The following is a 25,921-nucleotide window of genomic DNA, read 5'->3' as shown; positions in this document are numbered from 1 at the left end:
ATTCATTTTTCACATTAAATTTCCCTCTAATTGCAATATGCAGAATTACATACGCACAGCTATTAAACAGATGGTACAATTTATTTGAATCGCTGTTGCTACACTTCTTGATTAGAGAAAAGGCGTTAACACGGAAATTAGCGTCTTATCAACCTCAAGCAATTGGCACATTTTGTCATCTTAAAAGACACTCGAACGAGTGTCTTTTTTTCTATATCCAACAAGGACTTACTCATTTCAAAGTATAAATACATAAAATAATGTAAATCATGACACGCATGAATCACTTTCTAAAAGTTATAAAGTAGATTCAAAATAAAAAAGCACTCTTAACTAGAGTGCTTTTTACTTTCAAACAAGGAGGCTACATATATGGATAGTACTCTCGTATTTAACTTTGGCATTGGTATTGTTATCATTTTATTCGTCTTCTTTGTACTTTGTATGAGCGGGGTATAAAAAGGCGATTTTCGAGCGTCTTTTTATACATACATATGTATTACTTGACTTCTATAAAAGTAGTAACCATAATAGTTACAGAAATACAAATAGCTATTCACATATCCACAAATAGGAGGAAGAAAAATGAAACATGTAATCGTTTATGCACACCCGAATACAGAAAGCTTCAACCATGCGATTTTAGAAACGGTAAAAAGTGAATTAGAAGGAAAAGGTCACGAAGTACGCGTTCGCGATCTATACGAATTAAACTCTAATCCAGTATTAGGCGCTTCCGATTTCATCTCATTTTCTCAAGGAAATACACCAGAAGATATTAAAGAAGAACAAGAATATATCTCTTGGGCTGACAGCATTACATTCATTTATCCAGTGTGGTGGGCGGGACTTCCTGCTATTTTAAAAGGATACGTTGACCGTGTATTTAGCCATGGATTTGCTTATGCTTACGGTGAAAACGGCATTGAAAAGTTATTAAGCGGTAAAAAAGGATTGTTATTATCTACAATGGGCAATACGAAAGAGGCATACACAGCAGGCGGCATGTTTGATGCAATGAAGAAAACAGCGGATGTTGGTATTTTTGAATTCACAGGTATTGAAACACTTGAGCATACATTCTATACAAGTGTCCCTTCTGTGGATAATGATGTGCGTAAACAATATCTTGAAGAAGTAAAAGACGTTGTGAATCGTGCATTCTAATAAAAAAACTCCGGCTTTAACAACCGGAGTTTTTTTATTTCATCATTAATTTCGGAATATATCTTTGAAGAATGCTTTCTAATTCATTCATATCTTCCTGTCTAATAAGTAAATTCACATTGTCATTCATTTTTTCTCGCCCGCGATATAAAAATATATTTTCTTTTGGATTTTCCCATGTTGATGTTTTATAGCCTTTCAATTCTTCATATGAATAAAAGTTTAATCCATCTATTACACCTTTTTCATATATTTGTACACTTTTAATAAGATGTATAGCTATTAAAGTCATAAAACAACTTGCTACAGCATGAATACCTAGCTGAATAAAAAACTGTTCAACTGTATCAATATCGCCACTTACGTACTGAGCATATATATACATACATTGTCCAATGAAATATGCTGGTCCAAGTAATGCAATCCAACGTCTTTTCACCCGAGGATACATTGCAATAAGTTTTCCTGCGCTTTTTTTCATTTCATTTATTTTATATATTTTCCATAGAACAAAGAACAAAACGCATAATGTAAAAACAAGCATAATACATGACATCCAGTACATTCTTATTCCTCCCTTATATCAATACATTTAAATTTTACATTCCGTATACCTATAGTACATATGCAATTATGCATAAAAAATGCAGGTAACCTCTTCCGGCTACCTGCATTTCATTACATCTTCTCAATCCACTCCGTCAAGTTATGCACAACTTGCGTCGGTTGAACTTCGTATTCTGTTAACTTCTCCACAGTTGTGACTCCAGTGTGGACAAGAAGCGTATGCATACCAGCATTTATTCCTGCTAAAATGTCTGTATCGTAGTTATCCCCAACCATTAATGCTTCATTCTTTTCTATGCCAAGCACTTTCAAAGCTTGTTCCATAATGATTGATTCTGGTTTTCCTATAAAGATTGGATCCACACCTGTTGATACTGCTACAACTGATGTTAAGGAACCATTACCTGGTAATAATCCTCGCTCAGTTGGGATGGCAATATCCCCATTTGTAGAAATAAACGTTGCGCCATTACGCACAGCAAGACACGCTTTTGCTAATTTTTCATATGTGATGTCACGATCTAAACCCACAACAACGAAATCAGGATTTTCATCCACAAGTTCAAATCCTTTTTCCACAAGTGCATCGTGTAAGCCTTCTTCACCAATCATATATACAGTTGCGTCTTGTTTACGTTCATAAATGAAGTTCGCAGTCGCCATACTCGTTGTGAATACTTGCTCTGCTTTCGCTGGAATATCGAAACGAACAAGCTTTTCTGCTACCTGTTCCGGTTTGCGAGTTGAGTTATTCGTAACGAATAAATATGGAATGCCGCGCTCTCCTAATGCTTTTACGAAGTCGCTTGCTTCTTCAATTTGTTCTTCTCCGCGATACATCGTACCGTCTAAGTCAATTAAGTAACCTTTATACATCGATTATGTCTCTCCTTCTATGCTAACGTTCTCACCTTATCATACCACTCTTATATTACCCGCTTTTCCAAAAGAAAAAAACGCTTTACCTTAAAGCGCCCCATAACGTTCATTTTTTCTCTTTTATTTGGTAAGAACAACTACAATCGCCCTCGCACATATTTGCTAGCGTTTTCACTTCTGCGTTCGTAAATAAACGCTTATACATTTCTTTTTCATCTTCACACACTTGCGGGAATCTCTCGGCAATTTCCTTTAACGGACAGTTTTGTTTTTCAATTACGAAAGATTTCTCTCCATCTCTCTTTATTTGAACCATATAACCATTTTTCTCTTGCATAGCTGCTATCTCTTGCACTTTATATGCTAAATTCTTTTGATTACTCACTCTCTTTTGTAACTGTTCTTCCATTCGCTTCGTTCTCTCTTTTAAAACATAACGAAGTATTTTTTCATCGCCCATTCGAGCTAAATCTTCTAGCATATCAATCGCAAATTGCTTATACTCTTTCGGGAATGTATCTTCTCCCTTTTCGCTTAATCCATACAAATAAGTTGGTCTTCCGACATGTTGCCTTACCATCTTAGAATAAATGAGTCCGTCTTTCTCAAGATTACTTAAATGTCTTCGAATCGCCATTTCTGTAATCTCTAAAACGTCAGCTAGTTCCGCTACCGTGTGCTCTCCCTTTACTTTCAACAATTGTACAATCTCGTCTTTCGTAGTACGTGCTTCCCCCATACTTCACCCTTCTCCCTTTTCTTTCTCACATACAATATAAGATCCCCAAAAGGCATTCTCTGGGGATCTTATAAGCATAATTATTCTGGTACAAATGCAGATACAGGTCCTAATTCCTTTTCTAAATAACTGCGAATATTTGCTGGGTATTTCTCTACCACTGCAATATGTTTTTGAATCGTCTTATATAATTCATCATGATTCATTTGAATATAATCTTGCGTAAGCATTTTTCGAAGAAGGATAATTTCTTTCATCCCTTGTCCATCTTCTTCACTTATCACTCGCTCGTCCATTAAAATATCAATAATATCTTCATAGCTTCCTGGATCACGCATAATAAATCCATCAATCATCGCATTTCCTACATCTAATACACAATCAATAATAAGATGGGCTATGCGCTCTAATGCGTAAAATTCAAACTCGGTTTCATATATCTTTTTCTCTTGAAATGTACTTGTTGCTCGTTCTAAACATACTAGCATTTGTTCTATTTTCTTTCTGTCTACAAAATACATGAATGTCACCTACCTGGAAATTAAAGCATTTACATTTTAATTGTAACGCTTTCTTCTGAAAAAATCGACAATTTTTCGAATTCACCTTTTCTCCGTTATTTGTTATAGTTATATTTGTATGATTTTTGAAATTGGAGGAATGGAATCTTGGAACGTGAACTCGCACTAGAAATTGTCCGTGTAACAGAAGCAGCAGCCTTAGCATCCGCACAGTGGATGGGCCGCGGAAAGAAAAATGAAGCAGATGATGCAGCAACTACAGCAATGCGTGATATGTTCGATTCAGTAAACATGGCAGGTACAGTTGTAATTGGTGAAGGAGAACTTGATGAAGCACCGATGTTGTATATTGGTGAAGAACTAGGAACAGGTAACGGTCCAGAAGTAGACATCGCCGTTGATCCATTAGAAGGTACAAACATCGTTGCAAAAGGTCTTGCAAATGCAATGGCAGTTATTGCAATCGCAGACAAAGGGAACCTTCTTCATGCTCCTGATATGTACATGGAAAAAATCGCGGTTGGTCCAAAAGCAGCTGGTAAAATTAGCTTAGATGATCCAATTGAAAAAACAATTGAAATTGTAGCAGAAGCTAACAATAAAAAGATTCGCGATCTAACAGTTATCGTTCAAGAACGTGAACGTCATCAAGATATTATTGACCGTGTTCGTGCAAAAGGTGCACGCGTAAAATTATTTGGTGACGGTGATGTTGGTGCGTCAATCGCAACAGCACTACCTGGAACGGGTATCGACTTATTCGTAGGTATTGGCGGAGCTCCAGAAGGTGTTATTTCTGCAGCAGCATTAAAGTGCCTTGAAGGTGAAATGCAAGCTCGCTTAGTTCCAATGAACGAAGAAGAAGAAGCTCGTTGTCGTGAAATGGGATTAGAAGATCCTCGTCAACTTCTTATGTTAGATGACTTAGTATCTGGGGATGATGCAATCTTCTCAGCAACTGGTGTATCTGCTGGTGAGTTATTAGACGGTGTTAAATTCCTTGGCGGAGATTTAGCTGAAACATACTCTATCGTAATGCGTTACAAAACAAGAACAGTACGATTCATTAAAACGCATCACCATTTAGATCATAAACCACACTTAAACTTAGATATTTAATAAAGGAGCCATGTGTATGGAAGAACGTTTCTTTCTGTACGACGATACTGTCGCTACAAAAACTCGTTTCGTTAGCTTTATGGGAGAAAATGAGCGTCACGATTTAGCGCTATTATACTCCGATCGTCATTACGGTAAAACAATTGTCCTTGATATGCAACGCAATAAATTTGCAATCATCGGTGCTGACGATTTAAACGAACCAGGCTACTTAGAGCATGCATTTTCTATGACTGAAGAAATTGCAGAAGAACTACGCTCATTTTTATTTGAACTTATATAATTTATCGTATGCACCAGCTATTTTAGCTGGTGTTTTTTCATCATGAGTATTTAGAATTTTCAATCTTTTGTGTTATAATTAAGAATAAATCTATTTGGATAGAAAGGACGTTATCTACGTATGCCAACAACTACTTTGTAATGGACCAGCAATTGGATAGCATTACTCTCAAAAAAGCACCGTGCTTTTTCAAGGGAGTAGTCTGCCCATTCCCATTACAAAGGAGCGTATTGCATCTGTAGTATGATGTTTACGGAGGTTCCTCTTTGGGGACCTCCTTTTATTCTTGTCTTTTTCTCATGCCTTCATACTACAAGACATCCAAATAGCTGTATTACGTTCCTTTACCACTACTATAAGAGGTGAAGGAAAATGCAGAAAGTACAACTTTCTTGGAGTTTATATGAAAACGAGCAAAACACAATCGAAAAATATTGTAAAAATTGCAGACGTACTACCCTATTTACCGACACAAATATTCGTAGGCATAACGCCAACGGAAAAAACATATACCGCTTTGCCATTTATAAATGTCCGAAAGACCATACGTGGAATCAAAAACTTCGTATTTATAAAGCATTTACTGATCACGTTGAAACAGTCGATATGACGCAGCAGGATCAGCCAGAAACAACTACTACCATTTCCATTACGCAACATCAAGAAAGCGGCATAACCGAAATCACGATCGTATTAGATATTGTTTTCGGTTCCCACCGCATCGATAAAGCCTTATCCACATATATTTCCGACTGGAGCCGTACACGCATTGTGGATAAAATTAAAAATGGGGATATTCAATTAAACGGACAACAAATGAAGCCAAATACAATACTTTCTGAAGGCGATCATATCTCGATTTGTTTGTAAGCAAAAATATGCAAAAAATCCTCTTACAATTGTAAGAGGATTTTTTTATTTCTTCACTTTTCGTAATACAAAATGTGCGCAACCGAAGTTACAGTACTCGTATAAATACTCCGTTAACGTACTAATTTTCGTATCATATGTCGCACGTTGGTTACTATCATCAAAGAATCCGCGCAATCTAAGTTGCTCATATCCCCAGTCCCCAACGATGTAATCATATTTATTTAAAATTTCTGCATAGCGCTCTTTAAATGCTTCTTCACTAAAACCGTCACGAAAGTTTTTAATTACTTCGTACTGAACATTATTAATGCTCACCGTAGCATGAATCTCTTGCTTTTGCTCCATCATTAACTTCCTCTCTAAGCATTCTTCTTTTTATCGTATCACAAAGCATAACAACCAACAATTTCAAATAAAAAAAATTGCAAATTAGTACATGCTATGGAGAAGGAGGTGATACATCGTGAAAAAACAAATTTTACTTTCCCTTCTCACTCTTTCCTTATTTGCAGGCTGCCAATCAGCGAACAAAGCTGAAATGGAACGTGAAGAAGGAAGCCGTGTTCTTGTTTCCAATAAAAACGACATGTATCATACGGAAAATACAAATACAAGACTCACAAGAGTCGGTTATTCTTCTAAACAAAAGCATGAAGTATCTAACAAACAAGTAGGGGCCATTAATCGCGAGAAGGTCGCTGAAATGATTACAAGCATGACAGTCAAACTTCCTGACGTTACAAACGCTGCTACACTCGTTACTGATGATGAAGTGTTCGTTGTATACCGTGCAAACACAACGGATCCAAAACTCGTAGCGGATCAAGTATATAGAGCTGCTTTGTCCATCGTTCCTCGCTATTATAAAGCATATGTATCAACAGACCAAAAGTTGATTTCTCAAATTCAAGGGCTTCAATCTGGCGCATTAAATGATACAGAATATACACAAAGCCTCGATATGTTAAAACGAGAAATGAGTAAAAATCCTCATTTGAACAATACGGGAGATCAGACTTTGAATGATATGATTAAAAAGTAAAACAGGTGGAGAAAATCTCCACCTGTTTTACTTTTTATTTTTTATTACGATCCGCATAAACCTCCATCGCATCACACATAAACTGCGCTAATCCCTCACCAAACTTATCGATATTTTTCGTAAAGCGCTCATCAGCGACGTACATTTGACCGAGTCCTTTAAAAGCATCTAACGAATATTCACCGAAGTTTTGCAAGTAATCGTACCATACTTTAATAGCTGCCTGCGCTTCTTTAGAATCTGGTGCATCGTGTCTAAGCGTTGCTAAATTTCTATAAATAGCATTAAACTCCTCTTGGTTCTCTTTTGACATACCTTTTGCATATTCGTTCGCTTTATCTACAGCTGCGTCTCCCCATTTTTCACGTGCTTCTTCTTCATATGGGTTATGGCTGAAATCGAATCCTTCAAATTTCTCTTTATTCGTCATTTCAATCTCTCCTTTTGTATGCTGAATTGTTTTATCAATCGTCGCAATCACCTTATCTAATCTGGCACGCTTTTCAAGAAGCATCTTCTTATGAAGCTGTAGTGCCTCTTCGCGATCAAATGATGGACTCATGATAATCTCTTTAATTTTCTTCAAAGGGAAGCCAAGCTCTTTAAAAAACAAAATTTGCTGCAATGTCTCTAAATTTTCATTGGAATACAGACGATATCCAGACTCTGTCGTCTCGTCTGGGGTTAACAACCCAATTTCATCGTAATGATGCAGTGTGCGCACACTAATTCCAACTAAATCAGCTACTTCTTTTACTCTCATTGTCATTTGTATCTCCCCCTTAGTACATACGATAAAGTATGACGCAACGTTAGAGTCAATAAGTAAATTCATTTTCTTTCTAAAAGTTTCATCTCTCCCCTATTTCATGCATAATAGATATGTACATATATTAGAAAGCGGTGAAAGTATGGTTTCAAATACTGTAATTGCCAGCATCATTTTTCAACTCATTGTCTCGATTCTGGTCCCAATTATCGTACTCGTTTATTTCCGTAAAAAATATAATATGAATTGGAAAGTGGTCGGCGTTGGTGTTCTTATCTTTATCGGATTCACCCAAATTCTTGAAACACCATTCCACCTATTTATGCGCGGTAATCCAACAATCGCTCCATTTTTAGAAAATCCGTTTGTCTTCGCAATTTATGGCGGATTGACTGCTGGTATTTTTGAAGAATTAGGACGCTTCGTTGCCTTCTTCTTCTTACTAAAAAAATATCTAGAATATAAAGATGGCTTCGCTTATGGAATTGGTCACGGCGGAATTGAATCTATTTTAATTGGCGGTTTTTCTGCATTACAAGCATTAATCTTTGCTAATTCTATTAACGATGGTAGCTTCGCTCGACTGATTGAACAAAAACCCGAGCTTAGCATTTTACAGGACATGTTAATTCAGCAACCTGCCTACTTATACTTCCTTGGTAGCTTAGAAAGAATTATGGCACTCGTGCTTCAAATCGCCTTTACAATGCTTGTTTTATACGCAGTCAAACAGAAGAAATATATCTTCCTAGTATACGCTATACTATTCCACGCATTTGTAGACTTTTTCGCGGCACTTTACCAAACAAAAACAATCAACATCTTCGTTGCCGAAGGAATTACACTTCTGTGTACAATTGGCGCTGTCGTTCTTATTCGCAAAATGAAAGAGAAATTAATGAGTGTACCGGAGTAAAAAATAAACCACCAAAATTGGTGGTTTATTTTTTATATGGATGATAACTTTTGCCCTCTTGCAGCTCCCTCTTTGTTTCTGCATCTATAACGATATATTTATGAAACTCTCCTACTTCATTTTGAATAAAAGAAGCGAAAAAGTATACTTGGCGATCAGAGTGAACAAAAAAATCTTGAAGTACCACTCTACCTCGACAACCGACAGCTGTTTTTTGTAGGAAAGAAAATTCTTCATCAGGCACTTCTTTAAATAAGATTTTTTTCCGAACACTATATGCTGCATTTTTGTATTCTTTATAGATCTTCTTATCTAACTGTTTATAAAAAACATCCTCACTCACAAATGACTTATTTCGATTGCTTGGATAATTTAGTTTTTGATTCGACTCTGCATAAGTTGTGGACAAGTGTATAAAAAAACAAAGACTAAATACAATACATATCATTTTATTCATGATTGCACCTCAAATGTTCATTATCCACATTACTTTTCCACATATTTAAATCAATATACTGTTTCCAATAAAAAGGAATTATTTCTACATTTGTCGAAGTATATAGCGTCAACTTGAAAGATGGGGATGAATTATGAAGAAAATTATTGTAATACGACATTGTTCAGCAATTGGGCAAAAACGTGATGATGAATTAACGACCGATGGAAAAGACCAAGCAAACACCCTTGCTACATTCCTCTTAGAAAATCATCTACAAATCGATCATATTATTTCAAGCCCATTTGTCCGAGCTATCGATTCCATTCGGCCCTATGCGCTCCAAGCTAACTTATCTATCCAAGAAGATGAACGATTAACTGAACGCATATTGAGCAACATTCCAATGGATGATTGGATGCAAAAACTAGAATCTACTTTTACAAATATAGATATTGCCTTTTCAGGCGGAGAGTCAACAAAACAAGCAACAGACCGGGCCCTATCGCTTATTCAAGACGTTTTACAATTAAACCATACGACAACACTACTTGTTACACATGGCAATTTACTTACGCTCATTTTAAAGCATTTTGATCATACGATTGGCTTTAATGAATGGAGAACTTTAACGAATCCTGATATTTACGAAATTACAATCGACGAACAATGTATCATAAAACGCTTATGGGAAGCATCGTCCAAGTAATATCCCTTTCCAAAACATTCAGTTGACGCCACGAGAAGAGACTGTTCTAACAATAGAAAGGGGTATCATTTCATATGTACGAAGACGTACTTGCTTTACTACATAAAACAAATGTTTCTTATGAAAAATTCGAACACGAACCAGTACTCGATTATGAGACCGATCGGATCGTACGCGAGAGACTTGGCTTACAAGGCACTCCAAGTAAAAGCTTATTTTTAAAATCAAAGTCTGGAGATTATTACGTATTTTTTACGTTAGAGGGCACAAGGCTCAACCGGGGCGAGATGAAAAAACTATCAGGAGAACGCTTATCTCTCTGTTCTCCTGATGAACTGCGAGACAAAACTGGTTGTACGCCGGGATGTGTGGCTCCTTTCGGGTATTCACACGATGTAACAATTATTGTGGATAACGCTATTTATACGTACGATAAAATTTTAATTACACCTGGTGTTCCTGAATTTACAATTGAATTATCCACAGAAGAATTAAAAAAGATTTTATTAACATGTCCAAATACCGTTTTAGAGTACAAACAAAAAGAGAGCTAATCATTAGCTCTCTTTTTTTCATTATTTAGCTTCTGCTGTTTTTTCTTTTGCAGAACGTACTTGCTCGTCCGCATGGTAAGAAGAACGCACAAGTGGGCCAGCTTCACAGTGGCTAAATCCTTTGCTAAGTGCAATTTCTTTAAGCTCTGCAAATTCTGCTGGTGGGTAATATTTAAGAACTGGTAAATGCTTCTTAGATGGTTGTAGGTATTGCCCAAGAGTTAAAATATCCACATTGTTTGCACGTAAGTCATCCATTGCTTCAATTAAATCTTCTCTCGTTTCACCTAAGCCCACCATAATGCTCGATTTAGTTGGAATATCAGGCTGCATTTCTTTCGCTCGACGTAAAAACTCTAATGAACGTTCATATTTTGCTCTAGCGCGAACTCGGTCAGATAATCGACGTACTGTTTCAATGTTATGGTTTAAAATATCTGGTTTTGCATCCATTAACATTTTTAAGTTTTCTTCTACTCCACCCATATCAGATGGTAATACTTCGATAGACGTGAATGGGTTTTTACGACGTACTGCGCGTACTGTTTCAGCAAAAACAGCTGCTCCCCCGTCCTTTAAATCATCACGTGCAACCGCTGTTATAACAACGTGCTTTAAGCCCATTTGTACTACTGAATCTGCTACGCGTTCTGGTTCTTGTAAATCAAGCTCAGTTGGTAAGCCTGTTTTAACCGCACAAAAACGACAAGCACGTGTACAAACCGCACCTAAAATCATAAATGTTGCTGTTTTTCTTACAGCCCAGCATTCATGAATATTCGGACATTTTGCCTCTTCACAAACGGTATGAAGATTCTTAGAACGCATCATTTTCTTTAAGCCTGTATAGTTTTCATTCGTATTTAACTTAATTTTCAACCATTCGGGCTTGCGCTTATATTCTGTTTGTTTTGTCATGGTTATCAACTCCGCACAATATGAAATAGTTTACCGTGTTCGCTTCTTTCAATGTAACATATCTATTCTAACGTATGAAAGCGATTTGCTCAAATGAAGATTCTAAGATTTTTTCCAATCGTTCCCTATAATGAAATACTCCGTATATCCCACACTAAAAAGAGTGATGTTGTGAAAGGAGTCTATTTCATGCTTCGAAAAATTTCTCTTTTGCTTTCTATTTGTTTTCTTCTCCACCAAAACATCGCTTACGGTGAAGATAATCAGCAAAGCATATACGAAAAGCGCATGGCACTATATAAAGAAACCGAGCAGTCTTCAGGCATTCCATGGTATTACTTAGCTGCAATGGATCAATATGAAAGAAATATACGGAGCGTAAGAAAAGATATTCCGAAAAAACCAGATGCCATCATTTCCCTTTATTTCAAACCAGAAATATGGGCTGGACCTATTAATAGTAACGATACTCTCCCCCATACAATTTCTCTATTTGGCGGAATAGGTTTAGATGGTGACAAAGATGGATTTGCAAATGCAAATAGCGACCGTGATCTTCTGCATACCGCAGCGACTATTTTAAGGAAACAAGGAACGTCAGAAGACCGTATTAAGATTATGCTCTGGGAATATTATAGACGTGCAAAAACAGTTGATTTAATTAGCGAATATGCCCAAATTTATAAACATTATGGCCGTATTAATTTAGAGGGAAATGCTTTTCCTCTTCCGATCCGTAGTGACCATAGCTACCGTAGTACTTTCGGCGCTGGAAGAAGTTTTGGCGGCAGAAGGATTCATGAAGGAACAGATATTTTCGCCGGATATGGCGTGCCAGTAAGATCGACTTGCTATGGCATTATTGAAACGAAAGGTTGGAACCGCCTTGGTGGATGGCGCATTGGTATTCGCGACCTTCATAACAATTACCATTATTACGCTCATTTAGGCGGGTTCTCAAAAGAAATACAGCTTGGACAAATTGTTGAGCCAGGGAAAGTAATCGGATTTGTTGGTAGCACTGGTTATGGACCTCCTGGTACAGCCGGAAAATTTCCGCCCCACTTACATTTTGGCATGTATAAAGACAATGGCTATACAGAATGGGCCTTCGATCCATACATGCATTTAAGCCTTTGGGAACGCAAAGAACGAGCAAATACAAAACGATAACCGTAGCTGCATTGCTACGGTTATTTTTTATCCATTAAAAGCCTGGCTGATCCGGGTTTCACTTTATTTACAACTAACTATCTGTTTTCTTTTTATCAGGTACAGCAACACTTCCACTTCCATAATACGTAGGCACTTCCCCTTGAACGATACGCGTCGCAATCGGAACATTTTGTTTCACCGTTATCTCTTTCGTATGAAATGGAATAATTACTTGCAATGTTACTTCCATTTCCATAACAATTTGAATTGCTGTAGTATTAATCCCATGCGGCTCAATTTTTTGTTTAATATCTGTATTCACATGCCCAATTGGCGTGAAATGAATCGGAATATCTGGTCCTATATTACCAAGAAGCGCATTATCAGTTACACGCCCAAAAGGAACTGCCATAGTCGCCCCGTTTTTTTCAGAAATACCTAGCTCCTTCAACTTCCCTTGTTCTACTTGCTGCAAATATTTTTCTATGTACGTGGTCGTTGACGTTACGATTTCATTTACTTGCTTTGTATTTAAATTAATTGTAGATACTTTTCCGTTTTTATCATTCTGTACTTTCATTAATGAATCTACATCGAATCCTTCATTAATTCGATCCTTTACTGCCTTCGTCATAATTGCCGTCGCCATTTTATGCGTCTCTACTTCCCCATATTTAATTAAGGTCGGCTGAATATTATTATTCACAATCCACAACCCTTGCGTAAGTAATATAATAAAAAGAATAAACGACATAAGCAGTATATACCGAAAGGCAATAGGTCCCCTTCGAAACCGCGAGTTTTTCGAGCGAAATATACTCATAAAAAAACCTCCTTCTTATATCATTTCTATGCAAGAAGGAGGGACGATATATGCTTATCTCATTTTTAATAATGCTTCTTTTCCAATCGTTCCTGCTGGAATGCCTAATGCTTCAGCTCCAGTCGTTACCGATTCTAGCGGCGCTTCAAGAAGTTGTTCAATCGTTCTTACACCAACCGCACGGCCAGCAATAATTCCTCGATCACCTAACTTCTCATTTAAAAGACCTACATCTAATGCACCACACATAATATATCCTTTATCGCTCATTACAGCTAGCAAATTTGTCTTTGGAAGTTTCACGCTAACCGCAATAAACGTATAATTATCAATTATAATTGGCTCCACATTAACCATAGTTCACACTCCTCTCTTTCTTATCTGTATGACAAGAGAAAAATGAGTGTTACAAGTTAACTAGCCTATAGTTTAACGGAAGATTTATAAGTTATTAACATATCTGTTAACACATCTCTAAGTAGTTCTGGCATATAATATTGTTTGTCAGAAAGTGTGGATAGCTCTGGGTATAAGTAGCCAAATGTAAACATATCAATTGTTCCTACTGTATATATACGATCTAATTCCAGCGATTCCCCGTTAATTAATACATCTTCGAGTAAAATTTTATTCCCAGGAATCGTATCTGGAATTACTTCTACACCCGCGTAAATCATTTTCCCCATCACTTTCCCACGAAATCCGAATCCTTTCACCTCAAGATTCTCCATATTCGGCTTACGTGCTTTCAAAATAACTTCTCTTAATATCTTTCCTGGAACTTTCAAAGCACACGGATTAATTGGATGTGGACAAATTCTGTGAATATCTCCGCGCGTTACGACACCCTCTTCTAACCCTTCAAGAAGTACACCAGCATTCACCATGCCAATTTCTGCACCGCACCATGTTTTCAGCGCACTTGCTAACATATGAGAAAACGGCGTCTCATGAAACCAATCAACCTGTAATGACTCTTTTAAATGAACGACAGGCTCTGCCATTATATGCTTACTTTCTTCCTGCAGTATTTCAATTGTGGATAACGGCTCGCTATAAGCACCTAACCGTTCCGTCTTAATCGCTCTACCGTCCTTTTTCAACAGCTTCTTCGTCTCTTTATCCACAGTAAGCTGCACGTGCCCAACGTAACGTCCCCACTTTTCACAGCAACAAAGTAAAGTATTATTCATTAGAACACCACGCTCAAATAAATGATGCGTATGTGCCCCTAAAATAACATCTATATCATAATGCTCTGCCATATACTCATCCATACTTTTTCCAAGGTGAGAAAGGACAACTGTTATATGAGCCTCATCTCTCACTTCTTCTAAAATAGACTCTAAATGGATAAGCGGATCTTCAATATGCCAATCGAGCATTTGATAAAACTCTGGATACGCAACAGTTAACCCGATAAAAGCAATCGTAATCCCATCTGTCGTTGTATGTAATTTATAAGGCTTTGCCCATGATGGACGTACACCTTCTTTTTCAAATAAATTTGCGACAAGTACTTCAAATCCAGCATCATCATAGAGCCGATTTAAATGCTTTTTCGCTAACGTAATTCCTTCATTATTTCCGATCGTTACATAATCATATAACGCCTCATTTAAAAGCTTCGTATTCCCAAGCCCATTTGTCGCTTCCGAAATACTATGAAAACGATCCACATGATCGCCGATATCAATCGTCAAAACCGTCTCTCCCGCTTCCTGTCTTCGCTTTTTCTCCCCTAGAACAAACCGAGAAATTTGCGGCCAATTTTCAAAATGACTATGTATATCGTTTGTATGATAAAGGTGGATGATTGTTTCTTTATTTGTATTCAGAGAAAAAACCTCCTCTCAGTTCCTTACTGCCATTTACGCTATGCGCACACAATAATCCTGTAAATACTTTTCGTCTTTTCTTGCTATTTTACATTGTACTCGCATTGTGAGAAAAAGCAAAAGATTGTCCTTTTTATATGAGAAACTTTTGCTAATGCAGGAAATAATTCCAGATAGTGGAGGGAGGGGTGGATTTGTCAAAAAGTTTAATAGAGAATTCAGTGGGTGGTTGTTCAAGTGGATTTGTCAGTATCTTTGTCTTAAACCTAGTCGTTCTCTGTTCTTATAAAATATTTGGGGTATGTGAGGATTTTCTTTTGTCTTATCTTGTCGACAGATCGATATTCCTTGTCAAAACGTTGATATATTGAAATAATCGTTGATATATTCCCGTTTATGATCGATATATTTGAAAAATCGTTGATATATTTAGCTGAACACCCACCCGGGTATCCTCTCCCAAGCCAAGACAAATCCGCAAAACAAAAAAGCGCCCTGCACAGCAGGACGCTTTCTTCATACATATATTATCCAGTTCCAGCGGCTAGAATGTTCGGTGGCTTCACTTCTTCCTATGAGGCAAAAAGCGCCTCTACGTCAGAAGCTCCATCCCCCTCACATTCTGAACGAGCCGCTTCCACTTTAAATATGTCCAGCTTCGCCTCCTAGACCCTCATGTCTAAGAACCTTCCGCACGAGAAGATAAAAAGCATCTTCTGTGCGAAAGAACCTTAGCCAACGGGTCTGAACAGTCGGCTCCGCATTTCTATTTAACCAATAGAACCTTCCATCTCAAACTTGATTAGGCGGTTCATTTCAACTGCGTATTCCATTGGAAGTTCTCGAGTGAATGGCTCGATGAAGCCCATTACGATCATTTCTGTAGCTTCTTGCTCAGAAATACCGCGGCTCATTAGATAGAATAATTGTTCTTCTGATACTTTCGATACTTTCGCTTCGTGCTCAAGTGAAACGTAATCGTTTTTGATTTCGTTGTAAGGAATTGTATCAGATGTAGATTGGTTATCCATGATTAACGTGTCACACTCGATGTTAGAGCGAGAGTTTTTCGCTTTTGGTCCGAAGTGTACGATACCACGGTAAGTTACTTTACCACCATGCTTCGCAATCGATTTAGAAACGATTGTTGAAGACGTGTTTGGTGCTAAGTGAATCATTTTCGCACCAGCATCTTGGTGTTGGCCTTTACCAGCAATCGCGATAGATAATGTTAAACCACGTGCGCCTTCGCCTTTTAAGATAACTGCTGGGTATTTCATCGTTAATTTAGATCCGATGTTACCGTCAATCCATTCCATCGTTGCGTTTTCTTCACAAACCGCACGTTTTGTAACTAGGTTGTATACGTTGTTCGCCCAGTTTTGGATTGTTGTATAACGGCAATATGCATCTTTCTTAATGATGATTTCTACTACCGCACTGTGAAGTGAGTTAGTCGTGTAAACAGGTGCTGTACAACCTTCTACGTAGTGTACGTGTGCGCCTTCGTCTACGATGATAAGCGTACGCTCGAATTGTCCCATATTTTCAGAGTTAATACGGAAATACGCTTGAAGTGGTGTATCAACTTTAACACCTTTTGGAACGTAGATGAATGATCCACCAGACCAAACTGCAGAGTTTAATGCAGAGAATTTGTTGTCTGTTGGTGGGATTACTTTTCCGAAATGCTCACGGAAAATATCTTCGTTCTCTTTTAATGCGCTATCTGTATCTTTGAAGACGATTCCTAGAGCTTCTAGGTCTTCTTTCATGTTGTGGTATACAACTTCAGATTCGTACTGTGCAGATACACCAGCTAAATATTTTTGCTCAGCTTCTGGAATACCTAATTTATCAAATGTTGCTTTAATTTCATCAGGTACTTCATCCCAAGACTTCTCAGATTTCTCAGATGGTTTTACGTAGTACGTAATTTCATCGAAATCTAAGTCGTTTAAATCGCCGCCCCATTGTGGCATTGGCATTTCGTAGAACTTATCCAGTGATTTTAAACGGAAGTCTAACATCCACTGTGGTTCTTCTTTCATACGTGAAATTTCTTCAACGATCTCTTTTGTTAAACCGCGTCCAGCACGGAAAATCGAAACGTCTTTGTCTTTGAAACCATATTTATAATCGCCGATATCTGGCAGTTGCTTCGCCATGTTGGTGTGTCCCTCCTTAGATAACCTCGTTTTTAGGAACCTTTAACATTACTTATCTTCGTTTAAGCCCTTTTCTAACGCTTTCCACGCTAATGTTGCACATTTAATACGTGCAGGGAACTTGCATACGCCTTGTAATGCTTCAATATCTCCTAAATCGATGCTGTCATCGTACTCTTTTCCTAGCATCATGTCAGAGAAAATTTTCGAAAGCTGAAGTGCTTCTTCAATTTTCTTACCTTTTACTGCTTGTGTCATCATTGAAGCTGAAGACATTGAGATTGAACATCCTTCACCTTCAAACTTCGCCTCTTGCACAATACCTTCTTCTACTTTCATCGTAAGTTGAATACGATCGCCGCAAGTTGGATTGTTCAAGTTAACGGTAACACTATCTTCTAACACGCCATGGTTACGAGGATTTTTGTAATGATCCATAATAACTTGACGATATAACGTATCTAAATTATTAAATGACATTTGTGAAATACTCCTTTGTCTTGATTAGCGATTCAACAAATGTATCAATTTCTTCTTTTGTATTATATAAATAGAAGCTCGCACGTGCTGTTGAAGAAGCTTTTAGCCACTTCATAAGCGGTTGTGCACAGTGATGTCCTGCACGAACTGCAATGCCTTCTACATCTAATACAGTCGCTACATCGTGAGGATGTACGTCTTCAATATTAAATGTAACAAGACCAGCGCGATGCTTTGGACCATAAATTGTAACGCCATCTACTTCTGATAGTCTTTCTAAAGCGTATTGCGCTAATTCATGCTCATGCTTTTCAATATTATCAAGACCGATTTCTTCTAGGAAATCAATTGCTGCACCAAGTCCGATTGCATTACCGATAATCGGTGTACCTGCTTCAAACTTCCACGGAAGCTCTTTCCACGTAGATTCTTGTAAATCTACGAAATCAATCATTTCACCGCCAAATTCAATTGGCTCCATATTGTTCAGCAATTCTTTTTTACCATATAATACGCCGATACCTGTAGGTCCGCACATCTTATGAGCAGATAATGCGTAGAAATCACAGTTTAAATCTTGTACATCCACTTTCATGTGAGGTGTACTTTGTGCACCATCAACGACCATAATTGCGCCATTTTCGTGTGCGATTGCTCCGATTTCTTTTACAGGGTTAATCGTTCCAAGTACGTTTGATACTTGCATAATAGAAACGATTTTTGTATTCGGTGTAACTGTTTGACGAACATCTTCTAAAGAAATTGTACCGTCTGGTTGAAGCGGAAGATATTTTAAAGTTGCACCAGTTTTCTTCGCAACTTGTTGCCACGGAATGATATTACTATGGTGCTCCATGTAAGAAATAACGATTTCATCGCTCTCTTTTACATTTTCAAGACCATAGCTAGCTGCTACTGTATTTAATGCAGTTGTCGTTCCGCGTGTGAAAATAATCTCTTCCATTGATTTCGCGTTAATAAACTTGCGAACTTTCTCACGTGCACCTTCATACGCGTCGGTAGCTTTCGTACCGAGCGTATGAACACCGCGATGCACGTTAGAATTATATTCTTTATAGTAACGTTCTAACGTTTCAATGACTTGAATTGGTTTTTGAGAAGTTGCTGCACTATCGAAATAAACAAGTTGTTTGCCGTTCACTTTTTGATCAAGAATTGGAAACTGTTTGCGTATTTCATGAATATTCATTAGCGAACTTTCCTTTCAATTACCTCAACAAGCTGTGCCTTTACTCCTTCAATTGGAAGCTCATTAACTACAGGTGCTAAGAATCCATGGATGACTAAACGTTCTGCTTCGCGTTTTGGAATACCACGGCTCATCAAGTAGTATAGTTGGACTGGATCTACGCGACCTACTGAAGCTGCGTGACCTGCCATTACATCATCTTCGTCGATTAAAAGAATTGGGTTTGCATCACCGCGTGCTTTTTCATCTAACATAAGAACGCGAGAAGATTGTTGTGCATTTGATTTAGATGCACCGTGTTCAATCTTACCAATTCCGTTAAAGATAGATGTTGCACTATCTTTTTGTACACCGTGTTTTAAAATCCAACCTTCAGAGTGTTTACCGAAGTGAACAACTTTAGTTGTAAAGTTTTGTGTTTGGTTACCACGGCCAATTGTTACTGTTTTCGTATCAGCATATGAACCGTCGCCCATTAAGTTGGTAACATTCTCTGAAATTGTGTTTCCGTCATTCATAAGGCCTAGAGCCCAATCAATACGGCCGTCGCGTCCTACAACGCCGCGGCGGTTAACGTAAGTTGTTACGTCTTTTGCTAATAGATCAACCGCACCGAATTTCACTTGTGCGCCTTGTTCCACGATTACTTCTGCTACGATATTTGCAATACCTTTAGCATTTTCATTTGCAACGTAGTTTTCTACATAAGTTGCAGTACTGTTCGCATCAGCTACGAATAATACGTGGTTATATACGTTAGCTTCTTCGCCGTCTACTAAGAATACAGCTTGAAGTGGAGTTTCAAGAACAACGTTTTTCGGAACATATACGAATGCACCGCCGTTGATTAATGCAGCATGAAGTGCAGTTAGACGATGCTCGTCTACTTTCACGCCGTCTTTCATTAAGTACTTTTGTACTAGTTCAGCGTGCTCAGTTGCTGCTGTTACGATGTCTGTAAAAATAACACCTTTTTCTTTTGCTTCGTCTGCTAAAGAAACGAATGCAGTTGTACCAGTACGTTGCACTAATACGCTGTTATTTTCATCGATTAAGTTTTTCACTGCCTCTGGAAGTTCAGTTAAAGAACTTACAGGCTCTTGCTTAGCAGCGTCGCCTTTTCCGATAAAGTCCCATTTGTCAATTTTCGTTTTATCAGGCGTTGGCATTGGAAGTTCAGTTGCTTGTGCAAGAGCTTGTAAGCGGAACTCAGTCAACCAAGCTGCTTCGTTTACTTCGCTTGCGCGTTGACGGATTGTTTCTTGATCGAAAGGTAATGTACCGATTGTCATGTTTATGCTCCTCTCTTACGCTTCTTGCTCTGTTGTTTCGTCTTCAATACCTAATTCTTTTTTAATCCAGTCGTAACCTTCAGCTTCTAGACGTTGTGCAAGCTCAGGGCCACCAGATTTAACGATACGACCGTTCATCATAACGTGAACGAAGTCTGGAGTGATGTAGTTTAATAAACGTTGGTAATGCGTAATCATTAGGCAACCGAACTCTTCGCCGCGCATTTCGTTAATACCTTTAGATACAACTTTTAATGCATCGATATCAAGACCTGAGTCGATTTCATCTAAGATTGCGATTTTTGGCTCAATCATCATTAATTGAAGAATTTCGTTACGTTTTTTCTCTCCACCAGAGAAACCTTCGTTTAAGTAACGTTGTGCCATTTCTGGATCCATTTCTAGGAATTCCATGTTTTTATCTAATGTACGGATAAATTTCATAAGAGAAATTTCATCGCCTTCTTCACGACGTGCGTTAATTGCAGAACGTAAGAAGTCAGCGTTTGTTACTCCGCTAATTTCACTTGGATATTGCATTGCTAGGAATAGACCCGCTTGTGCGCGCTCGTCTACTTCCATTTCTAATACATCTTCACCGTCGATGATGATGCTACCTTCTGTTACTTCATACTTTGGGTGACCCATAATTGCAGAAGATAAAGTTGATTTACCTGTTCCGTTAGGTCCCATAATTGCGTGGATTTCTCCACCTTTTACTTCAAGGTTTACACCCTTTAAAATTTCTTTGCCATCAATTGATACGTGTAAGTCTTTAACCGTTAATGTAGAACCAGCCATCTCAATACCTCCATTAATCCTATATATACATTTTAAAAATTCCTAAAACGTTCATATTCTCATTTTATTCTCATTCTAATTTTATATCAAATAAAATGATATCGCAAACGACGAAAAAAAGTAACCGTTTTTTCACAAATGTATATAAGTATTTCCTTCACATCTTTCTATGATACACCTTTCTTCTTATTTATATAAAGAAAAAAGGACTGGTAATTTTCCAGCCCTTTCCTTATATTTATTCACTTACCGGAAGTACAGCACCTTTATATTCTTTATTAATAAAATCTTGAATTTCTTTTGAATGTAGCACTTCTACTAGCTCTTTAATTTCTTTTTTCTTCTCATCACCTTTACGAACTGCAATGATGTTTGCATACGGAGAGTCTGATCCTTCAATCGCAATTGCATCCTTTGTTGGATTTAATTTTGCATCAATTGCATAGTTTGAATTAATAAATAAAGCATCTCCCTCATTATTTTCATACAATTTCGGTGAAAGTCCAGGTTCAACATCTGTTTTAAATTTTAAGTTTTTCGGGTTTTCTACAACATCTTTTACTGTTGCTTTAACAACATCTACTCCGTCTTTTAATTTAATAACGCCTCCTTTTTGTAACAGTGCTAGCATGCGGCCACGCTCCGCTACGTTATTACTCATAATCACTGTCCCGCCATCTGGTAAGTCTTTTAAGCTTTTATATTTCTTAGAATAAATACCCATTGGCTCTAAATGGATTTTTCCTGCGTTTACAATTTTATATCCCTTTTCTTGAATTTCTTTATCTAAGTAAGGAATATGCTGGAAGTAGTTCGCATCAATTTCTTTATCCGCTAAAGCCTTATTCGGCAACACATAATCTTGGAATTTTTTAATTTCTAATTTAATACCCTTTTTCTCTAAAATCGGCTGTGCCTTTTCTAAAATAACAGCGTGTGGCACGTTAGAAGCTCCCACAACAAGCTTATTCTCCTCTTTTCCTCCGCAAGCAGCTAATGTAAATACAGACAACGCTGTAACAATTGACAGTAGAACCTTTTTCATATGCTTTCCCCTTCTCCCCAATAGTTATGTAGTTATAAAAAGAGCCGGCATACACCAGCCCTTTTCAGCAATTATTCTTTTACAGGAACAACCGCCCCTTTATATTCTTTATTAATGAAGTCTTCAATTTCTTTAGAATGCAATACTTCTACAAGAGCTTTAATCTCTTTCTTATCTTTATCGCCTTTACGAACAGCTACTATGTTTGCGTATGGTGAATCATTTCCTTCAATTGCAATTGCATCTTTTTCCGGATTTAACTTTGCATCAATTGCATAGTTAGAGTTAATTAAAACAGCGTCGCCTTCTTTATTGTTATACACTTGTGGCAATAAACCAGGCTCGATATCCGTTTTGAATTTTAGATTTTTCGGATTATCTGCAATATCTTTTGGAGTTGCTTTAACTGGATCTATTCCGTCTTTAATTTTTAAAATACCTTCTTTTTGTAAAATTGCTAAACCACGTCCATGGTCAGCAACTGAATTACTCATAATAATTGTCGCTCCGTCCGGAAGCTCTTTTAAGCTCTTATACTTTTGAGAGTACACACCAATTGGTTCTAAATGAATTTTTCCTGCTACTTCAAAGTCATATTTTTTATCTTTAATTTCTTTTTCTAAATACGGAATGTGCTGGAAGTAGTTTGCATCTAAATCCTTATCCGCTAACGATTTATTTGGTAATACGTAGTCTTGGAATTTTTTAATTTCTAACTCAATTCCTTTTTTCTCAAGTAACGGTTTTGCCTTTTCTAAAATAACAGCGTGCGGTACGTTAGAAGCACCCACAACAAGTTTCTTTTCATCTTTATCTTTCCCGCCACAAGCAGCTAATCCAAAAATTGAAGTTGAAATAAGTGTCGTAAGTAACAATTTTTTCATTTGAAGCATCCTCCCGTTTTTCATTATCGTTTATCTATTCGAGTCGTTAAACTATCACCAATCCACTGAATTAAAAATACAACTAGTAATACACAAATTGTCGCAACGATTGTTACATCGTTATTCCCTCTTTGGAATCCTTCTAAGTAAGCAAGTGTTCCAAGGCCACCAGCACCAACAACTCCTGCCATTGCTGTATAGCCTACTAAAGCAATTGTCGTAACCGTAATACCAGATACTAATGCTGGTAACGATTCTGGAATTAACACTTTCAAAATAATTGTGCTTGTTTTTGCTCCCATTGCTTTTGAAGCTTCAATTACACCTTTATCAATTTCGCGAAGTGCGATTTCAACCATTCTCGCGTAGAATGGTGCTGCTCCAATAATTAAAGCCGGCAAAGCTGCACTTGCTCCAAGAATTGTTCCAAGAAGAATCTTTGTGAATGGGATTAATAAAATAATTAAAATGATGAATGGTATAGAACGGAATATATTTACGAATGCTCCAATCACCGTATTAATTGATTTGTTTTCCCATAAATTATCTTTTGCTGTCATGAAGAGTAACAATCCTAAAATGAGTCCTAAAACAAATGTCGCAAGAGCTGCGATTGCCGTCATATATAACGTTTCACCAGTTGCTTCTAACATTTGATTCCAATCAACATTTGCAAGTAACTTATCCATGTGCAATCACCTCCAGCTCTACTTGATCTTGATGAATTCCTTCTATTGCTTGCTGAATCGCTGTTTCTTCACCATTTAAATGAACAACTAAACTACCGTAAGAACCGTTATTCGTTTGTGCGATATTTCCTTGCAAAATGCTAACTTCTATATCACTACGTTGCATCAATCGTTGAAGCACTGGTCTTTCTACAGCCTCACCGATAAACTGCAAACGAATTACTTTTCCATCTGGATATTTTTCAATTAAATTTTCAATCGTTTCATTTGTATCTTCAGAATCTGTTAACTGCTGTACAAATCGTTTCGTAATATCTTGCTTCGGATTACGGAATACATCAAGTACTGGACCTGTTTCTACAATCTTTCCTTTCTCCATTACCGCAACACGATTACAAATCTTTCGAATTACGTGCATCTCATGTGTAATGAGTACAATTGTTAAACCAAGGCGCTTATTAATGTCTAATAGTAAATCCAAAATTTGATCTGTCGTTTCCGGATCAAGAGCTGACGTTGCTTCGTCACATAAAAGCACTTGTGGATTATTAGCTAATGCTCTTGCAATCCCGACGCGTTGCTTTTGTCCCCCGCTCAGCTGAGATGGGTACGCGTCTCCTCTTCCTTCTAATCCAACAAGATGAATTAATTCATCAACACGTTTTCTTCTCTTCGCTTTATCAACACCTGCAATTTCAAGTGGAAACTCTATATTTTCACGTACAGTTCGTGACCAAAGTAAGTTGAAGTGCTGAAAAATCATTCCGATTTCTTGCCTTGCCTTACGAAGTTCGCTTCCTGTAATTGCTGAAATGACACGATTTGCAATTGTAATTTGGCCAGAAGTTGGTTTCTCCAACTGATTGAACAATCTAATTAAAGAACTTTTTCCAGCGCCACTATATCCGATAACACCAAATATTTCACCTTTATCTATTTTTAAATTGGCATTATCTACAGCAGTGACATCACCGCTTTTTGCTTTATATATTTTCTTTACATTCTCTAATAGAATCATGGTGTATCACCCCTTTTTTAAATAAAAAGCGCAAGCGGCTCGTTTAGAACAAGAGGGCGTTTGAATCCCTGACGTAGAGGCGCTTTTTGCCTCATAGGAAGGGATGAAACGACCGACTGTTCTAGCCGCTGGAGCTAGATTTCATAAAGATTTTAGGTCGACTCCGCAATTTTTTATTTTTAATGCGTGTAGTCCACTGTTATCATTACTTTTATTATTTGAATGTCCTCCACATTCAAACAATAAAAAAACCTTTCTGCTTTAGAGAAGCAGAAAGGTTTTTATGCGTATATAACAACATTATCCCTCTCTCTCATCTCTCAAAGCATTTGCTTTGCAGGAATTGGCACCATTTCAACATAAGTTGACGGTTGCCGGGCTTCACAGGGCACAGTCCCTCCACCTCTCTTGATAAGAGAAATCAGATTCAATTTTCGTCTGATTTAAAATTTATGAAATTGTCTATATTTTATGACTTGAATTGTATCAATATACACTCACCATGTCAACAGAAATTTTCGCAAAAAATGAAACTTCAGAATTTTAAGCACCTACTGACATCGGTTTACATATATGAAACATCGATTCCACTAATAACATCGTTCGGTACGTTCCCGAATATTGTACACGTCCATCATTCATTAGCATTTGCAATCGTACATTTCCATTCACCAATTGTTCTATATCCTTTTCATCTAAGCAAATGATTTGTTCCGTTCCTCTTTCCTCATGTACCAACTCTATATAATCTCTTGAAATTTGTAACGAACAACTTTCATCTCCAAAGCGAAAATTAACAGTTTTTTCTTCTTGTCTTAAAAGCGGTTCTAAATGATATTGACCATTAGCGTAATTTACAAATGATTGAAGCAAAGAATATAATCTCACCCTAAATCACATCCTTCATATCACTTTCTATTACATACCATTCCCTCTCACTAAAGAGCAATCCTGTTATTTTCGCTCGACAAATACTGTATCCATCCTGCATCTCGACATATTTCCCAAGAAATATGTCGAGGCGGC

General features: G+C 37.4%; 30 protein-coding genes and 1 riboswitch. Of the genes, 9 read left to right on the top strand and 21 right to left on the bottom strand.

Annotated elements, in window-relative coordinates:
- Nucleotides 1-585 precede the first annotated feature (585 nt).
- Nucleotides 586-1,167 (top strand): NAD(P)H-dependent oxidoreductase, encoded by a 582-nt coding sequence (locus tag ACTFN4_RS17215; protein ID WP_439962563.1) that lies wholly within the window; start codon nt 586-588, stop codon nt 1,165-1,167.
- A gap of 34 nt (nt 1,168-1,201) precedes the next feature.
- Here ACTFN4_RS17215 and ACTFN4_RS17210 read toward each other — a convergent pair whose 3' ends face one another.
- The 4 genes from ACTFN4_RS17210 to ACTFN4_RS17195 form a co-directional block, all read right to left on the bottom strand.
- The gene (locus ACTFN4_RS17210; RefSeq protein ID WP_000289910.1) at nt 1,202-1,732 is read right to left on the bottom strand and encodes a hypothetical protein; all 531 of its coding nucleotides are present in this window, start codon (nt 1,730-1,732) and stop codon (nt 1,202-1,204) included.
- Nucleotides 1,733-1,845: 113 nt separating this feature from the next.
- The gene (locus ACTFN4_RS17205) at nt 1,846-2,610 is read right to left on the bottom strand and encodes a TIGR01457 family HAD-type hydrolase (protein WP_000276467.1); all 765 of its coding nucleotides are present in this window, start codon (nt 2,608-2,610) and stop codon (nt 1,846-1,848) included.
- Between the two features lie 109 nt (nt 2,611-2,719).
- Nucleotides 2,720-3,352 (bottom strand): helix-turn-helix transcriptional regulator, encoded by a 633-nt coding sequence (locus ACTFN4_RS17200; protein WP_000503345.1) that lies wholly within the window; start codon nt 3,350-3,352, stop codon nt 2,720-2,722.
- 80 nt (nt 3,353-3,432) lie between these two features.
- Nucleotides 3,433-3,873 (bottom strand): DUF86 domain-containing protein, encoded by a 441-nt coding sequence (locus tag ACTFN4_RS17195; RefSeq protein WP_000274006.1) that lies wholly within the window; start codon nt 3,871-3,873, stop codon nt 3,433-3,435.
- Between the two features lie 147 nt (nt 3,874-4,020).
- Between ACTFN4_RS17195 and glpX the strand changes: the two genes are divergently transcribed.
- The 3 genes from glpX (at nt 4,021) to ACTFN4_RS17180 (ending at nt 6,145) form a co-directional block, all read left to right on the top strand.
- Nucleotides 4,021-4,992, top strand: coding sequence for a class II fructose-bisphosphatase (gene glpX, locus ACTFN4_RS17190; protein WP_000439090.1), 972 nt, complete (start codon nt 4,021-4,023; stop codon nt 4,990-4,992).
- 16 nt (nt 4,993-5,008) lie between these two features.
- Nucleotides 5,009-5,275: a DUF3055 domain-containing protein gene (locus ACTFN4_RS17185; protein WP_000392606.1), complete on the top strand. Its 267-nt coding sequence runs from the start codon at nt 5,009-5,011 to the stop codon at nt 5,273-5,275.
- Nucleotides 5,276-5,647: 372 nt separating this feature from the next.
- Nucleotides 5,648-6,145, top strand: a complete 498-nt coding sequence (locus tag ACTFN4_RS17180) for a hypothetical protein (RefSeq protein WP_001174567.1) — start codon at nt 5,648-5,650, stop codon at nt 6,143-6,145.
- Nucleotides 6,146-6,190: 45 nt separating this feature from the next.
- Here ACTFN4_RS17180 and ACTFN4_RS17175 read toward each other — a convergent pair whose 3' ends face one another.
- Complete coding sequence (locus tag ACTFN4_RS17175) at nt 6,191-6,493, bottom strand: YutD family protein (RefSeq protein ID WP_000435943.1); 303 nt, start codon at nt 6,491-6,493, stop codon at nt 6,191-6,193.
- Between the two features lie 118 nt (nt 6,494-6,611).
- Here ACTFN4_RS17175 and ACTFN4_RS17170 point away from each other — a divergent pair, with 118 nt between their 5' ends.
- Entirely contained in the window at nt 6,612-7,190 is a 579-nt protein-coding gene (locus ACTFN4_RS17170) for a YhcN/YlaJ family sporulation lipoprotein (RefSeq protein ID WP_000744132.1), read from the top strand.
- Nucleotides 7,191-7,224: 34 nt separating this feature from the next.
- On the opposite strand, the gene ACTFN4_RS17165 is transcribed toward ACTFN4_RS17170, so the two are convergent.
- The gene (locus ACTFN4_RS17165) at nt 7,225-7,959 is read right to left on the bottom strand and encodes a MerR family transcriptional regulator (protein ID WP_000178775.1); all 735 of its coding nucleotides are present in this window, start codon (nt 7,957-7,959) and stop codon (nt 7,225-7,227) included.
- Nucleotides 7,960-8,059: 100 nt separating this feature from the next.
- Between ACTFN4_RS17165 and ACTFN4_RS17160 the strand changes: the two genes are divergently transcribed.
- Nucleotides 8,060-8,875 carry a YhfC family intramembrane metalloprotease gene (locus tag ACTFN4_RS17160; protein WP_002204855.1) on the top strand — a complete coding sequence of 272 codons (816 nt, stop codon included), beginning with the start codon at nt 8,060-8,062 and terminating at the stop codon, nt 8,873-8,875.
- Nucleotides 8,876-8,900: 25 nt separating this feature from the next.
- Here the strand turns inward: ACTFN4_RS17160 and ACTFN4_RS17155 are convergent, their stop codons facing one another.
- Nucleotides 8,901-9,332, bottom strand: coding sequence for a hypothetical protein (locus tag ACTFN4_RS17155; protein ID WP_025686793.1), 432 nt, complete (start codon nt 9,330-9,332; stop codon nt 8,901-8,903).
- Between the two features lie 133 nt (nt 9,333-9,465).
- Here ACTFN4_RS17155 and ACTFN4_RS17150 point away from each other — a divergent pair, with 133 nt between their 5' ends.
- Nucleotides 9,466-10,020 (top strand): histidine phosphatase family protein, encoded by a 555-nt coding sequence (locus ACTFN4_RS17150; RefSeq protein ID WP_000721022.1) that lies wholly within the window; start codon nt 9,466-9,468, stop codon nt 10,018-10,020.
- Nucleotides 10,021-10,094: 74 nt separating this feature from the next.
- Nucleotides 10,095-10,574 (top strand): YbaK/EbsC family protein, encoded by a 480-nt coding sequence (locus ACTFN4_RS17145; RefSeq protein ID WP_439962561.1) that lies wholly within the window; start codon nt 10,095-10,097, stop codon nt 10,572-10,574.
- A gap of 21 nt (nt 10,575-10,595) precedes the next feature.
- Here ACTFN4_RS17145 and lipA read toward each other — a convergent pair whose 3' ends face one another.
- Nucleotides 10,596-11,492 (bottom strand): lipoyl synthase, encoded by an 897-nt coding sequence (gene lipA, locus ACTFN4_RS17140; protein ID WP_000166372.1) that lies wholly within the window; start codon nt 11,490-11,492, stop codon nt 10,596-10,598.
- Between the two features lie 189 nt (nt 11,493-11,681).
- Here lipA and ACTFN4_RS17135 point away from each other — a divergent pair, with 189 nt between their 5' ends.
- A complete protein-coding gene (locus tag ACTFN4_RS17135; RefSeq protein WP_000944665.1) occupies nt 11,682-12,665 on the top strand; it encodes a M23 family metallopeptidase in 984 nt (327 codons plus the stop codon).
- A 73-nt stretch (nt 12,666-12,738) separates the two neighbouring features.
- On the opposite strand, the gene yunB is transcribed toward ACTFN4_RS17135, so the two are convergent.
- The 13 genes from yunB to ACTFN4_RS17070 all read right to left on the bottom strand — a co-directional run bounded on the left by yunB (nt 12,739) and on the right by ACTFN4_RS17070 (nt 25,783).
- Nucleotides 12,739-13,470, bottom strand: a complete 732-nt coding sequence (gene yunB / locus ACTFN4_RS17130; RefSeq protein WP_000021800.1) for a sporulation protein YunB — start codon at nt 13,468-13,470, stop codon at nt 12,739-12,741.
- Between the two features lie 54 nt (nt 13,471-13,524).
- Entirely contained in the window at nt 13,525-13,827 is a 303-nt protein-coding gene (locus ACTFN4_RS17125; protein WP_000248466.1) for a YunC family protein, read from the bottom strand.
- Between the two features lie 65 nt (nt 13,828-13,892).
- The gene (locus ACTFN4_RS17120; protein WP_439962576.1) at nt 13,893-15,284 is read right to left on the bottom strand and encodes a bifunctional metallophosphatase/5'-nucleotidase; all 1,392 of its coding nucleotides are present in this window, start codon (nt 15,282-15,284) and stop codon (nt 13,893-13,895) included.
- A gap of 794 nt (nt 15,285-16,078) precedes the next feature.
- On the bottom strand, nt 16,079-17,476 hold the full coding sequence (sufB, locus tag ACTFN4_RS17115) for a Fe-S cluster assembly protein SufB (RefSeq protein ID WP_001118827.1): 1,398 nt from the start codon (nt 17,474-17,476) through the stop codon (nt 16,079-16,081).
- A gap of 48 nt (nt 17,477-17,524) precedes the next feature.
- A complete protein-coding gene (gene sufU / locus ACTFN4_RS17110; protein WP_000009523.1) occupies nt 17,525-17,956 on the bottom strand; it encodes a Fe-S cluster assembly sulfur transfer protein SufU in 432 nt (143 codons plus the stop codon).
- On the bottom strand, nt 17,946-19,166 hold the full coding sequence (gene sufS / locus ACTFN4_RS17105) for a cysteine desulfurase SufS (RefSeq protein ID WP_439962560.1): 1,221 nt from the start codon (nt 19,164-19,166) through the stop codon (nt 17,946-17,948). Before sufS ends, sufU begins: the two co-directional genes overlap by 11 nt.
- Nucleotides 19,166-20,458, bottom strand: a complete 1,293-nt coding sequence (gene sufD / locus ACTFN4_RS17100; protein WP_000152167.1) for a Fe-S cluster assembly protein SufD — start codon at nt 20,456-20,458, stop codon at nt 19,166-19,168. Before sufD ends, sufS begins: the two co-directional genes overlap by 1 nt.
- A gap of 15 nt (nt 20,459-20,473) precedes the next feature.
- A complete protein-coding gene (sufC, locus tag ACTFN4_RS17095) occupies nt 20,474-21,259 on the bottom strand; it encodes a Fe-S cluster assembly ATPase SufC (protein ID WP_000929160.1) in 786 nt (261 codons plus the stop codon).
- Nucleotides 21,260-21,497: 238 nt separating this feature from the next.
- Complete coding sequence (metQ, locus tag ACTFN4_RS17090) at nt 21,498-22,304, bottom strand: methionine ABC transporter substrate-binding lipoprotein MetQ (protein WP_000757005.1); 807 nt, start codon at nt 22,302-22,304, stop codon at nt 21,498-21,500.
- A gap of 71 nt (nt 22,305-22,375) precedes the next feature.
- Nucleotides 22,376-23,188, bottom strand: a complete 813-nt coding sequence (gene metQ, locus ACTFN4_RS17085) for a methionine ABC transporter substrate-binding lipoprotein MetQ (protein WP_439962559.1) — start codon at nt 23,186-23,188, stop codon at nt 22,376-22,378.
- A gap of 23 nt (nt 23,189-23,211) precedes the next feature.
- Nucleotides 23,212-23,877 carry a methionine ABC transporter permease gene (locus tag ACTFN4_RS17080; RefSeq protein ID WP_000359401.1) on the bottom strand — a complete coding sequence of 222 codons (666 nt, stop codon included), beginning with the start codon at nt 23,875-23,877 and terminating at the stop codon, nt 23,212-23,214.
- The gene (locus tag ACTFN4_RS17075; RefSeq protein ID WP_078386052.1) at nt 23,870-24,895 is read right to left on the bottom strand and encodes a methionine ABC transporter ATP-binding protein; all 1,026 of its coding nucleotides are present in this window, start codon (nt 24,893-24,895) and stop codon (nt 23,870-23,872) included. Before ACTFN4_RS17075 ends, ACTFN4_RS17080 begins: the two co-directional genes overlap by 8 nt.
- 310 nt (nt 24,896-25,205) lie before the next feature.
- Nucleotides 25,206-25,313, bottom strand: a riboswitch (SAM riboswitch).
- Nucleotides 25,314-25,438: 125 nt separating this feature from the next.
- Nucleotides 25,439-25,783 carry a hypothetical protein gene (locus ACTFN4_RS17070; RefSeq protein ID WP_001242139.1) on the bottom strand — a complete coding sequence of 115 codons (345 nt, stop codon included), beginning with the start codon at nt 25,781-25,783 and terminating at the stop codon, nt 25,439-25,441.
- Nucleotides 25,784-25,921: the final 138 nt, after the last annotated feature.

The sequence above is a fragment of the Bacillus cereus group sp. MYBK95-2 genome (assembly GCF_051915225.1).
GTDB lineage: Bacteria > Bacillota > Bacilli > Bacillales > Bacillaceae_G > Bacillus_A > Bacillus_A cereus.
Note: the sequence above shows the minus strand (reverse complement) of the source record. Positions and strands in the feature narration are given on the sequence as shown.

What these genes read in the sequence shown, in the direction of transcription:
- ACTFN4_RS17185 (WP_000392606.1), top strand. Translation starts at nt 5,009, where the DNA reads ATGGAAGAACGTTTCTTTCTGTACGACGATACTGTCGCTACAAAAACT.
- ACTFN4_RS17145 (WP_439962561.1), top strand. Translation starts at nt 10,095, where the DNA reads ATGTACGAAGACGTACTTGCTTTACTACATAAAACAAATGTTTCTTAT.
- ACTFN4_RS17150 (WP_000721022.1), top strand. Translation starts at nt 9,466, where the DNA reads ATGAAGAAAATTATTGTAATACGACATTGTTCAGCAATTGGGCAAAAA.
- ACTFN4_RS17195 (WP_000274006.1), bottom strand. Translation starts at nt 3,873, where the DNA reads ATGTATTTTGTAGACAGAAAGAAAATAGAACAAATGCTAGTATGTTTA.
- ACTFN4_RS17215 (WP_439962563.1), top strand. Translation starts at nt 586, where the DNA reads ATGAAACATGTAATCGTTTATGCACACCCGAATACAGAAAGCTTCAAC.
- ACTFN4_RS17080 (WP_000359401.1), bottom strand. Translation starts at nt 23,877, where the DNA reads ATGGATAAGTTACTTGCAAATGTTGATTGGAATCAAATGTTAGAAGCA.
- ACTFN4_RS17155 (WP_025686793.1), bottom strand. Translation starts at nt 9,332, where the DNA reads ATGAATAAAATGATATGTATTGTATTTAGTCTTTGTTTTTTTATACAC.
- ACTFN4_RS17160 (WP_002204855.1), top strand. Translation starts at nt 8,060, where the DNA reads ATGCATAATAGATATGTACATATATTAGAAAGCGGTGAAAGTATGGTT.
- ACTFN4_RS17125 (WP_000248466.1), bottom strand. Translation starts at nt 13,827, where the DNA reads ATGGTTAATGTGGAGCCAATTATAATTGATAATTATACGTTTATTGCG.
- ACTFN4_RS17175 (WP_000435943.1), bottom strand. Translation starts at nt 6,493, where the DNA reads ATGGAGCAAAAGCAAGAGATTCATGCTACGGTGAGCATTAATAATGTT.
- sufU (WP_000009523.1), bottom strand. Translation starts at nt 17,956, where the DNA reads ATGTCATTTAATAATTTAGATACGTTATATCGTCAAGTTATTATGGAT.
- sufC (WP_000929160.1), bottom strand. Translation starts at nt 21,259, where the DNA reads ATGGCTGGTTCTACATTAACGGTTAAAGACTTACACGTATCAATTGAT.
- yunB (WP_000021800.1), bottom strand. Translation starts at nt 13,470, where the DNA reads ATGAGTATATTTCGCTCGAAAAACTCGCGGTTTCGAAGGGGACCTATT.
- metQ (WP_000757005.1), bottom strand. Translation starts at nt 22,304, where the DNA reads ATGAAAAAGGTTCTACTGTCAATTGTTACAGCGTTGTCTGTATTTACA.
- metQ (WP_439962559.1), bottom strand. Translation starts at nt 23,188, where the DNA reads ATGAAAAAATTGTTACTTACGACACTTATTTCAACTTCAATTTTTGGA.
- ACTFN4_RS17165 (WP_000178775.1), bottom strand. Translation starts at nt 7,959, where the DNA reads ATGACAATGAGAGTAAAAGAAGTAGCTGATTTAGTTGGAATTAGTGTG.
- ACTFN4_RS17205 (WP_000276467.1), bottom strand. Translation starts at nt 2,610, where the DNA reads ATGTATAAAGGTTACTTAATTGACTTAGACGGTACGATGTATCGCGGA.
- ACTFN4_RS17075 (WP_078386052.1), bottom strand. Translation starts at nt 24,895, where the DNA reads ATGATTCTATTAGAGAATGTAAAGAAAATATATAAAGCAAAAAGCGGT.
- sufB (WP_001118827.1), bottom strand. Translation starts at nt 17,476, where the DNA reads ATGGCGAAGCAACTGCCAGATATCGGCGATTATAAATATGGTTTCAAA.
- ACTFN4_RS17210 (WP_000289910.1), bottom strand. Translation starts at nt 1,732, where the DNA reads ATGTACTGGATGTCATGTATTATGCTTGTTTTTACATTATGCGTTTTG.
- ACTFN4_RS17135 (WP_000944665.1), top strand. Translation starts at nt 11,682, where the DNA reads ATGCTTCGAAAAATTTCTCTTTTGCTTTCTATTTGTTTTCTTCTCCAC.
- ACTFN4_RS17200 (WP_000503345.1), bottom strand. Translation starts at nt 3,352, where the DNA reads ATGGGGGAAGCACGTACTACGAAAGACGAGATTGTACAATTGTTGAAA.
- lipA (WP_000166372.1), bottom strand. Translation starts at nt 11,492, where the DNA reads ATGACAAAACAAACAGAATATAAGCGCAAGCCCGAATGGTTGAAAATT.
- sufS (WP_439962560.1), bottom strand. Translation starts at nt 19,166, where the DNA reads ATGAATATTCATGAAATACGCAAACAGTTTCCAATTCTTGATCAAAAA.
- ACTFN4_RS17180 (WP_001174567.1), top strand. Translation starts at nt 5,648, where the DNA reads ATGCAGAAAGTACAACTTTCTTGGAGTTTATATGAAAACGAGCAAAAC.
- sufD (WP_000152167.1), bottom strand. Translation starts at nt 20,458, where the DNA reads ATGACAATCGGTACATTACCTTTCGATCAAGAAACAATCCGTCAACGC.